Origin of the sequence: Pseudomonas algeriensis (assembly GCF_048847255.1) — a bacterium.
In the GTDB taxonomy this organism is placed as follows: domain Bacteria; phylum Pseudomonadota; class Gammaproteobacteria; order Pseudomonadales; family Pseudomonadaceae; genus Aquipseudomonas.
Genome location: NZ_JBKKRK010000004.1, coordinates 124,681 through 138,297, shown reverse-complemented (window position 1 = coordinate 138,297; position 13,617 = coordinate 124,681). Strand labels below are relative to the sequence as shown.

At 61.8% G+C, this 13,617-nt stretch carries 7 protein-coding genes; 6 read left to right on the top strand and 1 reads right to left on the bottom strand.

Translation table 11 applies throughout. The annotated features are described in order from the left end of the window. Window positions 1-121 precede the first annotated feature (121 nt). The 6 genes from dgcB to ACLK1G_RS07965 all read left to right on the top strand — a co-directional run bounded on the left by dgcB (window position 122) and on the right by ACLK1G_RS07965 (window position 11,922). Window positions 122-2,071, top strand: coding sequence for a dimethylglycine demethylation protein DgcB (gene dgcB / locus ACLK1G_RS07990; RefSeq protein ID WP_420764947.1), 1,950 nt, complete (start codon window positions 122-124; stop codon window positions 2,069-2,071). Next, window positions 2,071-3,291 (top strand): electron transfer flavoprotein subunit alpha, encoded by a 1,221-nt coding sequence (etfA, locus tag ACLK1G_RS07985; protein WP_420764946.1) that lies wholly within the window; start codon window positions 2,071-2,073, stop codon window positions 3,289-3,291. The genes dgcB and etfA overlap by 1 nt, the downstream gene beginning before the upstream one ends. Window positions 3,292-3,306: 15 nt before the next feature. Further along, on the top strand, window positions 3,307-4,077 hold the full coding sequence (gene etfB / locus ACLK1G_RS07980; RefSeq protein WP_420764945.1) for an electron transfer flavoprotein subunit beta: 771 nt from the start codon (window positions 3,307-3,309) through the stop codon (window positions 4,075-4,077). Between the two features lie 1,098 nt (window positions 4,078-5,175). Further along, window positions 5,176-8,628 carry a GMC oxidoreductase gene (locus ACLK1G_RS07975; protein WP_420764944.1) on the top strand — a complete coding sequence of 1,151 codons (3,453 nt, stop codon included), beginning with the start codon at window positions 5,176-5,178 and terminating at the stop codon, window positions 8,626-8,628. A 153-nt stretch (window positions 8,629-8,781) separates the two neighbouring features. Then, entirely contained in the window at window positions 8,782-10,650 is a 1,869-nt protein-coding gene (locus ACLK1G_RS07970) for a c-type cytochrome (RefSeq protein ID WP_420764943.1), read from the top strand. Window positions 10,651-10,677: 27 nt separating this feature from the next. Further along, complete coding sequence (locus ACLK1G_RS07965) at window positions 10,678-11,922, top strand: metallophosphoesterase (protein WP_420764942.1); 1,245 nt, start codon at window positions 10,678-10,680, stop codon at window positions 11,920-11,922. 116 nt (window positions 11,923-12,038) lie between these two features. Here ACLK1G_RS07965 and gbcA read toward each other — a convergent pair whose 3' ends face one another. Continuing rightward, window positions 12,039-13,334 (bottom strand): glycine-betaine demethylase subunit GbcA, encoded by a 1,296-nt coding sequence (gene gbcA / locus ACLK1G_RS07960; protein WP_420764941.1) that lies wholly within the window; start codon window positions 13,332-13,334, stop codon window positions 12,039-12,041. Window positions 13,335-13,617: the final 283 nt, after the last annotated feature.

Genomic DNA, 13,617 nt, shown 5'->3' with positions numbered 1-13,617 from the left:
GCGGTGGGTCAGTCAATGCAAATGTGACTGACAGAATGCAATCGCGAGCAAGCTCGCTCCCACAGGCACCGAGTAAGGCATCTCGACCTGCAAGACCCTGAGGTCTTTGGGAGCAACACCTATGTTGAACACCCTTCTTCCAATCCTGCTGTTCGCAGCCCTGGGCCTCGCTGCCCTCGGCGCCTTGCGGCGGGTGAACATGTGGCGCCGGGGACGACCGGACAAGGTCGATCTGATCGGCGGACTTTTTGCCATGCCCAAACGCTACATGGTGGATCTGCACCATGTGGTGGCGCGGGACAAATACATTGCCAACACCCACGTCGCCACGGCGGGTGGTGCGGTGGCGTCGATTGTGTTGGCGATCCTGGTCCATGGTTTTGGCCTGCACAACCGCATCCTCGGCTACGCCTTGCTGCTGATGTCGGCGGTGATGTTCGTGGGCGCGATCTTCATGTACCTGCGTCGGCGCAACCCGCCGGCGCGTTTGTCGAAAGGCCCGTGGATGCGCCTGCCGAAAAGCCTGCTGGCCTTCTCGGTGTCGTTCTTTTTGGTGACGCTGCCGGTGGCGGGCATCCTTCCGGAAAACTTTGGCGGCTGGCTGGTGGCGGCGATCCTCGGTGTCGGCGTGTTGTGGGGCGTGTCGGAATTGTTCTTCGGCATGACCTGGGGTGGGCCGATGAAACACGCCTTCGCCGGTGCCCTGCACCTGGCCTGGCACCGTCGCGCCGAACGCTTCGGTGGAGGCCGTTCCACCGGTCTCAAACCGTTGGACCTGAACGATCCTGCCGCACCGCTGGGCGTGGAAAAACCCAAGGACTTCACTTGGAACCAACTGCTGGGCTTTGACGCATGCGTGCAGTGCGGCAAGTGCGAAGCGGCCTGCCCGGCGTTCGCCGCCGGCCAGCCGTTGAACCCGAAGAAACTCATCCAGGACATGGTCGTCGGCCTGGCCGGCGGCACCGATGCGAAATTCGCCGGCAGCCCTTATCCAGGCAAACCGGTGGGCGAGCACGGCGGCAATCCGCATCAGCCGATCGTCAATGGCCTGGTGGACGCCGAGACCCTGTGGTCCTGCACTACCTGCCGGGCTTGCGTCGAGGAATGCCCGATGATGATCGAGCACGTCGATGCCATCGTCGACATGCGCCGTCACCTGACCCTGGAAAAAGGCGCGACGCCGAACAAGGGCGCCGAAGTATTGGAAAACCTCATCGCCACCGATAACCCCGGCGGCTTCGCCCCGGGCGGGCGAATGAACTGGGCGGCGGACCTGAACCTCGACCTGCTCAGCGAGAAGAAATCCACCGACGTTCTGTTCTGGGTCGGCGACGGCGCCTTCGACATGCGCAACCAGCGCACCTTGCGTGCCTTCGTCAAAGTGCTCAAGGCGGCGAAAATCGACTTCGCCGTGCTCGGTCTCGAGGAGCGTGACAGCGGCGACGTGGCCCGGCGCCTGGGTGATGAAGCGACGTTCCAGCTGTTGGCCAAGCGCAATATCCAGACCCTGGCCAAATACAGCTTCAACCGCATCGTCACGTGCGACCCCCACAGCTTCCACGTGTTGAAAAACGAATACGGTGCCTTTGATGGCAATTACCTGGTGCAGCACCACAGCACCTATATGGCCGAGATCATCGACGCCGGCGCGCTGAATCTTGGTCAGCACAAGGGCGACAGCGTGACCTATCACGACCCTTGCTACCTGGGCCGCTACAACGGCGAATATGAAGCGCCGCGCCAAGTGCTGCGTGCGCTCGGCATCGAGGTGAAGGAAATGCAGCGTTCCGGTTTCCGTTCGCGTTGCTGCGGCGGTGGTGGCGGGGCGCCGATCACCGACATCCCGGGCAAGCAGCGCATCCCGGACATGCGCATGGAAGACATCCGTGAAACCGGCGCGGAGCTGGTGGCGGTGGGTTGTCCACAATGCACCGCGATGCTCGAAGGCGTGGTCGAACCTCGGCCGATGATCAAGGACATTGCCGAACTGGTGGCCGACGCGCTGCTTGAAGAAGCCGCGCCGCGCAAGCCTGTGGCGCCGGCCAAACGTGAACCTGCGGAGGTGCATTAATGAGCGACATCATCCGCCGCGACCCTCGCGCCGAGTGGATTGCCCGCAACCGCCTGCACCCGTTGCACACGGCCATGCAACCGGTGCAGCACAGCTGGATGGGGCCCAACGGCGTCATTCGCAAGAACGTCCATGGCGTTGGTTTCATCGGCCCCAACGGCATCAAGCGCATCGACCGTAGCGGTGCCCAGCAGGGCGGTGCAACCAAGCGCACTGCCGCGACGCAAGTGCAATTGCCACTGCATCAAGTCGTGCAACCGGCGTTCTACATCAGCGTTGTGCCGGATATGGTCGGCGGCCGCCTCAGCAGCCACGACCGCGATTTGCTGGGCCTGGCCCATCAGCTGGCCGGCAGTGACGGGGCGGTGCTGGCCGTGGTCTTCGGCGAACACAAGGAGAACACCTTCGCCACGGCGGGCGTGGACCGCTTGCTGGTGCTTGATGGCGAGGAATTCAGCGGTTATGCACCGGAGCAACGGGTACAAGGGTTACGGGCTGTGGATAACCAGTTCAACCCACGCCACTGGCTGCTGCCCGACAGCCGCAGCGGTGGTGGCGAACTGGGTCGGCGCTTTGCCGCGGCCTTGGGCGAGCGCCCGGCCACGCGGGTCTGGCAGGTTAAGGACGAGGCCTGCATCGGCCGCGCCGGCGCGGGGCTGCAAGACCTCGCACGGCCATTGGCGCGGTTGATCCTGGCCGCCGCCGAATGCGCCGAGCCGGTCAGCGAAACCCGTCACGAAGCCCTGCCGGTGGAGTTGTCCACAAGCGTGGCGCGCAGCCTGTCGCGCATTGAAGACCTCGGCGCGGTAGCGGTTGACCCGGGTGCGATTCCGATGGCCGAGGCCGAGTTCATTTTCTCCGGCGGCAACGGCGTCAAGGACTGGGCGCTTTTCCACAGGACAGCGGCGGCCTTGGGCGCGACCGAGGGTGCCTCGCGGGTAGCGGTGGACGACGGTTTCATGGCCCGGGATCGCCAGGTCGGTGCGTCCGGCACCTGGGTCACGGCGAGGGTCTACGTGGCCGTCGGGATTTCTGGGGCGATCCAGCACCTGCAAGGCATCGGCGCCTGCGACAAGGTGGTGGCGATCAACCTCGATCCGGGCTGCGACATGATCAAACGGGCGGACCTGTCGGTGATCGGTGACAGCGCGGCGATTCTCCAGGCCCTGATCGCGGCGGTAGAGGCTTACCGCAACGAAGCCAGGCGCGATGCGGCTTAAGCTAAGGAAACGTTCATGAGTACCCAAGTGATCAGCCTTGTCTCCATCGGCGCCCACCCGACCTCCGGTCGGCCACGGCGCGCCGAGCAAGACGCCCGTGCCGTGGAACTGGGCCTGCAGCTGGCCGGCAACGACCTGCAAGTGCTGCATGCCGGGGATGTGGCGGAACCGGCGTTGCGCGCTTATCTGGGCATGGGGCTGGATGAACTTCACGTCCTGGAAAACCCCGTCGGAGCCGACGCGCTGCCGGCCCTCACCGACTATCTGCGTGACGCCGGCGCCCAGGTGGTGCTGACCGGCAGCCAGGCGGAAACCGGCGAAGGTTCGGGCATGCTTCCATTTTTGCTGGCGGAGAGCCTCGGTTGGCCGCTGGTGGTGGGGCTGGCCCAGGTCGAATCCATCGAAAACGGCGCGGCCCTGGTGTTGCAAGCCTTGCCCCGTGGTCAGCGGCGGCGGCTCAAAGTGCGCCTGCCATTTCTCGCCACTGTGGATAACGCCGCGCCAAAACCTCGGCAAAGCGCCTACGGCCCGGCGCGGCGTGGGGCGTTGCATGCTGAAGAGGTCGAGGTCATCGACGATACGTTGTTGGCCGTGGCGACCCTGCAACCGGCCAAGCCAAGGCCCAAGCGCCTGAAAGTGATCAAGGCCAAGAGCGGCGCCGATCGCATGAAAGCCGCCACGGCCAAGGCCAGCGGCGGGGGCGGGCAGGTGCTCAAGGGCGTGAGCCCGGAGGCAGGGGCAGAGGCAATTCTCAAATTGTTGGTAGAGGAAGGGGTGGTTCGTTAAACCCAATTCAAAACAAAACCCTGTGGGAGCGAGCCTGCTTGTGAAGACATTCCCTCAGCCGCTGAAGGTATCCACCGATGCGCCGTCTTCGCGAACAGGCTCGCTCCCATAGTTGGTTCGGCGTTACTCACAATCCCTGTGTGCGCCTCTGTGGATAACCTGTTCGCCCCTCGCTACGGCCCACGCCAATCAGGCGCTGTAGCCCTTCGATCAAAAAACAGACAGCCTAACTTACGGTTTTTATTGGCTTTTCTCCGTGGATAAAACCCCGCTTCGAGCAAAACTTGCCCCCAATCTCTGTTGGCGCTTCTGTGGATAAGATGTTCGCTGTCCGCTACAGGCCAAGCGCTTCGCGGCTTTCGCGACGCTGATCAAATAATAGCCAGATTCGCGCCGTCACCCGGAAAACCATTGGAAAACACGGATCTATAGGGCGTGAAATGGGTTTTCCACAAAAACGTCAAAGTTACCCCCAAACACTGTTGGCGCTTCTGTGGATAAGGTGTTCGCTATGCCCTGTAGCCCTTTAAATCAAAGGCTCTCAGGGCGCTGATCAAAAAACAGTCACACCGTCAGGAAACTGTTGCTGTTTGATAAGTCACGGATTTTATTCACATTGGCCCTCAGCAAATTGCCGGCGCGTGCACATTTGTCCCCATTTGCTGTGGGTGGTCATGTGGATAACTTGTTCGCGGAACGCTGGAAGCCACGGCCGGCTTAGTGCTAATCGCGATAGATCAAATTTCATACAGTTCTAAGGAACTGCCTTGACGTAGGGGTGTCGCCTGTCTTCACTCATGGCACAAGGACAGCGAACATTATCCATATCTGGTTCAGGGAGAACGCACGATGGATAGCAAGGCCCCCCAACCGTTTCCCGCTTCAGCCCCGACATGCATCCCTACGCCTGCCGTCTCGCCGCTTCGACGCACCCATCGTCGCGGGGCCAATCAGCGTGCACGCCTATAACACCTGAGCTTTTCCCCAGTCACCGTTGACTGCCGCTTCAACCCATACGGGATAGTGGCCAGGCGTTCCTGCGCCTGTGAATTTACAGGCAACCGCAGAGTTGCCCCTTCTGCCTGAGAGGACTTGAACATGACACGGATCTCGACCCCCATCAGTGAAATCAAGGAGCACTACGACGTTATCGTCATTGGTTCCGGCTACGGCGGCGGTATCGCCGCGTCACGCTTGTCCCGGGCCGGGCGCAAGGTCTGTCTGCTGGAGCGCGGCCGGGAGATCCAGCCCGGCGAGTATCCCAACACCTTGCTCGCCGCCACCGAAGAATTGCAGGTGCATGACCCGGACGGCCACATCGGTTCGCGCACCGGGTTGTTCGACCTGCACGTCAACGCCCAGCAGAACGTCGTGGTCGGGTGTGGCCTGGGCGGTACCTCGCTGATCAACGCCAACGTTGCGCTGGAAGCCGAGCCCGGTGTCTTCGAGGACCCGCGCTGGCCCCTGGCGATGCGCGAGCACAGCGATACGTTGCTCAAGGACGGCTACGCCCGGGCCCGTGAAATGCTCAAGCCCAACCCTTATCCGGCGTCCTCGCCGAACCTGCCCAAGCTCGACGCCCACAAGAAGTCGGCGGACTACCTCAAGCAAGGCGCCCACTTCTACAAACCGCCGATCAACGTCACCTTTGACAAGCTGCCCAACAATCTCAATCACGTCGGCGTTGAGCAACTGCCGTGCAATGGCTGTGGCGACTGCGTCTCGGGCTGTAACAACAAGGCCAAGAACACCACGCTGATGAACTACCTGCCGGATGCCTGGAACCATGGCGCCGAGATTTTCTGCCAGGCCGAGGTGCGTCACCTGGAGCGCGAGGGTGACGGCTGGATCGTGCATTTCCAATACCTGGACAGCGGTCGCGAAATGTTTTCGGCGCCGACGCTCTTTGTGCGCGCGGACATCGTGGTGGTGTCCGCCGGCACCCTGGGTTCCACCGAAATCATGCTGCGCTCGCGGGACAAGGGCCTGTCGATGTCCGCCCAGTTGGGCGAAAACATGAGCGGCAACGGTGACATCCTCGGTTTCGGCCACAATTGCGATCAAGTGATCAACGGCATCGGCTTTGGCGCCCATTCGGCCAAGGAACTCGAGCCGGTGGGGCCATGCATTACGTCGGTCATCGACATGCGCACCGAGGGCGACTGGCGCAGCCGCATGGTGATCGAGGAAGGCTCGATCCCCGGCGCCCTCGGCCGAGCCATGGTGCCAAGCATGGCGGCGTTCGCCGAAACGATCGGCGTGCCCACCGACACCGGCTTCGGTGCCAGCCTCAAGTACAAGGGCCGCGAGGCCGAGAGTTTCCTGCGTGGGCCGTATTACGGCGCGCTGCACAACATGCAGACCTATTTGATCATGAGCCATGACAACGGCAAGGGCCGCATGGTGCTCGATAACAAGGACCAACTGCGCATCGACTGGCCCGGTGTCGGCGAGCAGGAAAACGTCACGCTTGGCAACGAGCGCCTGCACCAGAGCACCAAGGCCCTGGGCGGGATCTGGGTCGAGAATCCGATCTGGACCAAGTTGCTCAAGCACAGCATCGTTTCGGTTCATCCACTGGGCGGTTGCGTGATGGGCGAGGACGCGGTCCAGGGCGTGGTCAACCACAAGGGCCAGGTGTTCAGCGGCGCCAGCGGCACCGACGTCTACCCGGGCCTGTATGTGACGGACGGCTCGGTGATTCCGACCTCACTGGCGGTCAATCCCTTGCTGACGATTTCAGCAGTGAGTGAGCGCAACATGGGGCTGCTGGCGGCTGATCGCGGCTGGCTGATCGATTACACGCTACCGTCGGCGCCGCGCAAACCGGTGGCGGCGCCAACCCTCGGCGTGCAGTTCACCGAAACCATGAAGGGCTTCTTCTCCACGGCGTTCACCCAGCCCCAAGGCACCGACCTCAGCCTTTACGAAGCAGCGGCCAAGCGCGGCCAGGCCGATAACTCACCCATTGAGTTCACCCTGACCATCACCGCCGCCGACCTCAATCGCCTGATCAAGGAACCGGAGCACGCCGCGACGCTGGTGGGCACCCTCGATGCGCCGCTGCTGTCGCCCAAGCCCCTGGTTGCCAGCAATGGCGTATTCAACCTGTTCGAGCAATACCAGGAACAGGTCGGCGTGCGGCACATGAACTACGACATGAAGCTGACCGCCGAAGACGGCAGCGATTATTACTTCAGCGCCTTCAAGACCGTGCCCGAGGACAACGGCGTGCTGAACATCTGGCACGACACCAGCACGCTGTACGTCACGCTTTATCGCGGGCCGGACAAGACCGGCGCGGTGCTCGGCTCCGGCGTCATGCACATTCTGCCGGCCGACTTCGCCAAGCAGATGACCACCATGAAAGTGCTCAACGCCCGCAATGAGCGCGAGCGCGTGGAGGCGTTGGCGCGGTTCGGCAAGTTCTTCGCGGGTATCTTGTGGGAAAGCTACGGCGGCGTCTTCGCCGGCGACGTCTACTTCAACCCGGACGCGCCGCCACGCTTGAAGCGCCCCTTGGATGCGCCGGCCCCGGTGGTGCATTTCTTCCAGACCGAAGATAACGTCGAGCTTCGCCTGACCCGCTACCAAGCTGGCAGCAAAGGCCCCGTGATGTTGGTGCATGGCCTAGGCGTGGGCTCGAATATCTTCTCCACCGACACCATCCACACCAACCTGCTGGAGTACCTGTGCAAGCACGAATATGACGTCTGGCTACTGGACCTGCGCGTCAGCATCCTGCTGCCGGCCAGCAAGCATGAATGGAATGGCGACCAGGTGGCCCAGTATGACTTCAAGGCGGCCATCGAGCAGATCCAGCAGGCAACCCTGGCCCGCGACGTGCAATGCGTGGTGCATTGCTATGGCGCGACGACCTTCTTCATGTCGATGCTCGCCGGGTTGCAGGGCGTGCGTTCGGTGGTTTGCTCGCAGATCGCGGCCGACACGGTGGTCGCCACCGCCACGGGGCTCAAGGCCGGTCTGCACCTGCCGGGAGTGCTCGATGCCATCGGCATCAAATCCATGACGGCCTACGCCGACACCAAGGAAAGCTGGTTCAACAAACTCTACGACAAGGCCCTCAATGGCTATGCCCGGATCGAGGCTCAGGGTTATTGCACCAACCCGGTCTGCCATCGCATCACGTTCATGTACGCCTCGCTGTACCGCCACGACACCCTCAACGAAACCCTGCACGACAACCTGCACGAGTTGTTCGGCGAGTCGAACATCCAGACCTTCGAGCATCTGGCGTTGATCGTGCGCAAGGGGCATCTGGTGGACTTCAAGGGCAACGACGTCTACATGCCGCATTTCGATCGGTTGAGTTTGCCGATCTGCTTCATCAGCGGTGCCGACAACCAGTGCTACCTGCCGCAAAGCACCCTCAAGACCTACGAGCGGCTGTGCGACATGCATGGCCCGCAACTGTTCAGCCGCCACGAGATACCCGGCTACGGTCACATCGACTGCATGTTCGGCAAGGATGCGGTGGTGGATGTGTATCCGATCATTCTTGAGCATCTGGAGAAAACGGCGCTGGGCTAGCTGGCTGCCCTCGGTGGCGAGGGAGCTTGCTCCCGCTCGGCTGCGAAGCAGTCGTCGCTTTTGAAGTCTTGGGGGCCGCTACGCGGCCCAGCGGGAGCAAGCTCCCACGCCACATGGGTTTTGTGGTGAGTCAAGAATAAGGAAAAGGATGCCATGAACGCTCACATCCGCTGGTTCCAACGCATCATCTGGATCGGCATCGTCATGAACATGGTCTTCGCGATCCCGGCGCTGTTCGCGCCGGCGTTGCTGACGTCCATGCTTGGCCTGCCCCCCGTGCTGTCCGATCCCTGGTTGGAGAACACCGGCATGTTGCTGGTGGGGATCAGCCTGTTCTACATGCCTTCGGGCTTCAACGCGCCGCGTTTCGTGGTGCATTCGTGGTTGTGCGTGCTGTCGCGGCTGGTGGCGGTGGTGTTCTGGATCTACCTGATCAACACCAACAACCAGGGCTCGTTGTTCGTGCCGATGTTGATGGGCGACCTGAGCATGTTCCTGATCCTGGGCGTGCTGCTTTACCTGGGCAGCCCGGTGGCCAACCGTCCGCTGGCCTTGCTCCAGGCCGGTTGGCGCGAGTGGCGCGCCGGCTGGGCGCTGCGCTGGCAGAGCCACGCGTTCAGGGTCGGCACGTTGGTGGTGGTCTTGTTGTTGGGTTTCATCGGCTACCAGACCTGGTACCAGATGATCCGGGAAGTGCCGCAACCGGACTTTGCATCCGATGAAGATCACTACAAATACGCCGCCATCGGCCTGGGCATCGAGGCGCGGATTCCCTATTACCTGTTCGCCGTGCTGCCGCAGATGTGTCCGGAAAAAATGCCCAAGCCAGGCGGCTACGAGGTGTTCGGTTTTCTCTATGAAAATGGCAACGACCTGCCCATCGGCATGGCCAAGCGGCAGCTCGGCTACCCCACCGTGGAGCCGAACTGCGCCCTGTGCCATACCGGTTCGTATCGGGCCAATGCCTCCGACGTCGCGGTGCCCGTCGCCGCCGCGCCGGCCAATACCCTGCAACTGCAAGCCTTCCAATGGTTCGCCTACGAGTGTGCCAGCGACCCGAAATTCACCCCCGACGCCGTCATGGCGGCGATCAACGGCAAGTTCCAGCTGGGCTTTTTCGAAAAGCTCTACAACCGCTACCTGATCATCCCAATGGCAAAAAGCGCGTTGCTCAAGCAGAAGCAGGCCTATGCCTGGCAGAAGCTGCGTCCGGCCCAGGGGCCAGGGCGGACCGACACCTTCAACCCGACCAAGATGGTGGTCTTTGGCTTCCCGGATGACTCCACCATCGGCACCGTGGACTTGCCCCAGGTGTGGAACCAGAAACCTCGCGAATCCATGTACCTGCACTGGGACGGCAATAACAACAAGATCCACGAACGCAACTACGCCGCCGCCATGGCCGTGGGCGCGACGCCGGGATCGGTACTGCCGCCTAGTTTCAACCGCGTGACCAACTGGCTGCTTGGCCACAAGGCGCCGGCGTGGCCGTTCGCCCTGGACCAAGGAAAAGTTGCCCAGGGCAAGCCGATCTGGGATCAAAACTGCGCCGGTTGCCACGATTTCGGGCGCAGCGATACCGGGCAAGTCACCACCAATATCGACCAGTTGGGCACCGATCCCCATCGCCTGAACTCCTTTACCACCGGCCTGGTGAGCGCGTTCCACGGCTTCAAGAAACCACCGTTCGACTTTGGCGCCTACCGCAAGACCCAGAGCTACAGCAACACGCCCACCGACGGCATCTGGTTGCGTGCGCCGTACCTGCACAACGGTTCGGTGCCGACCTTGTGGGATTTGCTGCAAGCGCCGGAGCAGCGTCCGCAAGTCTTTTACACCGGCTCCGATATCTACGACCCGCAGAAGGTCGGCTTCATCACCAGCGGCGCGCAGATGAAGGCGTCGGCCGATTTCAAATACGACACCCGCCTGGAAGGCAATCACAACGGCGGTCACCTGTATGGCACGCAACTGTCGGACGTCGACAAGCGGGCCCTGATCGAATTCATGAAGACCCTGTAGCCCAGGGCACAACGAAGGAGCGTCCACATGTCATTACTGCATCATTGGGAACATGAGTTCGACAAGGTCAAGGTCCGCCTGCATGGGTTGGTCACGCGGCTGGAAATGTCCTGGAAAAAACTCGTCAACGACCTGGAACCGGAGGAATTCCAGGCCATCGTCAAGCTGCTGCAGCGAGGCCATGACCAGGCCCGGCACGTCATCGATCACGGCGATCTGCCGGACGATGAGCCGGCCGTGCCCTGGGAGCTCGCTCATGGCTTGTCGATCCTGAAGATCGGCAACGCCAGCGCCTTGCCGCAAAGTGAAGACGAACTGCGCACTCGAGTACTCAAGGACGGCACCTTGCTGGGGTGCCGCAAATGGGAATTGCTGGACCTGCTGTGGAGCGAGGCGCTGCTCAAATGGATTGAGAACCTGCGCCACCACGCGACGTTCGCCACCACCCCGGCGCTGGTGAAAATGGACAACGACGTGGTGCTCGCCATCGCAGGCGACTGGGGCACCGGGCCGTTCGACAGTCACGCACCCGCGGTGGCCGTCGCCAACCAGATGCAACTGGCCCAGGCTGACTTCACCATCCACCTGGGCGATGTCTACTACGCCGGCACGCATTCCCAGGAAGATGTCGACATGGCCGGGTGGCCGCAGGGCAAGCATGGGTCGTTCACCCTCAACTCCAACCATGAGATGTACAGCGGCGCCCATGGCTACTTCAAGGAGCTGGCGTCGCGTTTTCCGGTGCAACAGGGCACCAGTTATTTCGCCTTGTACAACGACGACTGGCTGGTGGTCGGGCTCGACAGTGCCTACGCTTCGGACGCAATGAACCTGTACATGGACGGCACCCTCAACACCCAGCAGATCGAGTGGATGAAAACCCTGCCCAAGCGCAAGAAGCTCATGGTGCTCAGTCATCACCAAGGCTTCGACATTTCAGGGCACAACAAGACCGCGCTTTATCAACCGGTCTGCGACGCCCTGGGGCGCGAGCCGGATTATTGGTATTGGGGCCATTTGCACAATGGCATCTGTTACGCACCCCAAGGTGGGCTGCATGCGCGCTGCGCCGGGCACGGGGCGATTCCCTATGGCACCACCAGCGAGTTGAACGGGCATGCCCGGGTGCTATGGTCGGAAACTGAACTGGCGGGGGACGAGACGTATCCGGAGCGGGTGTTGAATGGGTATGTGAAGGTTCAGCTGAGGGGGGAGGAGATTGTCGAGACGTTTTATGGGGAGGATGGCAGTGTGCGGTGGTCTTCCAGGTAGTCGGTGAATGTCAGGCCGCTATCGCGAGCAGGCTCGCTCCCACAAGGGTTCTGTGTCGGTCACAGAACCTGTGGGAGCGAGCTTGCTCCGGGCGGCGATCCAACGATGCTTCTGACTTAGCCCTGGACCGGAACGCCCTTGAGGTACGGCGCAGGTTCGGCCCCCAGGTTGTTGAGCAGGCGCTCGCTGTACCAATCCACGAAATTCACCACGCCGAACTCATAGGTCTTGGAGTACGGGCCCGGCTGGTAGGCGGTGGAGTTGATGCCGCGCTGGTTTTCCTCGGCCAGGCGACGGTCCTGGTCGTTGGTGGCGTCCCAGACCTGGCGCATGCGCTCTACGTCGTAGTCGACGCCTTCGACCGCGTCCTTGTGCACCAGCCACTTGGTGGTGACCATGGTTTCCTGGGCGCTGATCGGCCACACGGTGAACACGATGATGTGGTCGCCCATGCAGTGGTTCCACGAGTGCGGCAGGTGCAGGATGCGCATCGATCCCAGGTCCGGGTTCTTGATGCGGCCCATCAGCTTGGCGCAGCCCTGCTTGCCGTCCATGGTCATCGACACGGTGCCCTTGAGCAGCGGCATGCGCACGATGCGGTTGCGCAGGCCGAAGCTGGCGTGGGCGTAAGGGATCTTCTCGGCTTCCCAGGCGGCGGCGGAAGCGGCCACGTGGTCCTTGAACGCCTGGTCGGCGCGTGGGTCGGTGACGTCGTCCCATTCCAGCAAGGTTTTTAGCAGTTCAGGGTGCGAGGCGTTGCAGTGGTAGCACTCGCGGTTGTTCTCCAGCACCAGTTTCCAGTTGGCCTTTTCCATCAAGGTGGTTTGCACCGCCACCTTGGTGTTCTCCATGTCGTAGGGTTCCATGTAGTGGTTCAGGGTCGACAGGAAATCATCGATGGCCGGTGGGTTCTCGGCCAGGCTAATGAAGATGTAGCCGCCGGCGGTCTTCACGTTCACCGGCTTGAGGCCGTACTGCTTCATGTCGAAGTCGGCACCCATCTCGGTGCCGGCGAACAGCAGGCGACCGTCCAGTTCGTAGGTCCACTGGTGGTAATGGCAGACCAGTTTGGCGACCTTGCCCTTGTCGCTGGTGCACAGCCGCGAACCACGGTGGCGGCAGACGTTATGGAAGGCATGCACCATGCCCTCGGCGCCGCGAATCACAATGATCGGGTTCTTGCCGATCTGCAGCGTCAGGTAGTTGCCCTTCGCCGGGATTTCGCAGGTCATGCCGGCGATCAACCATTCCTTCTGGAAAATTTCCTGCATGTCGATATCGAACAGGCGCTCATCGGAGTAGAACGGCTGCGGCAGCGAAAAGGTGCGCTCGCGCTCTTGCAGCATCTGCGCGGTGGCCTTGCGTGCGGGTTCCAGCGGATCGCCCAGGCTCAGGGTGGTGGTGACGTCCATCGTTTTGTCCTCATGGTCCTCTACGAGACCATCAAAAAAGTGGCTGATCGGTTGTGCTACGCAAGGCAGAAATTTGTGATTGTCTGTTGGGGCGAGTGTGGGGCCGCGCAGGGGCGCAACCTTATCCATGGGCGACATGGCCCAATCTGTTCCCGACGCGCAAGCCCCGGTAGTTGGGGGCTGGTCGCGATAAGTATGTGAATGTCGCAGATAGGTAAATGGCGGTACAGGCGCCTAAGCACAATCGCCATCATTAAGGCCGACAGTCGGCCGTGGAGATCAG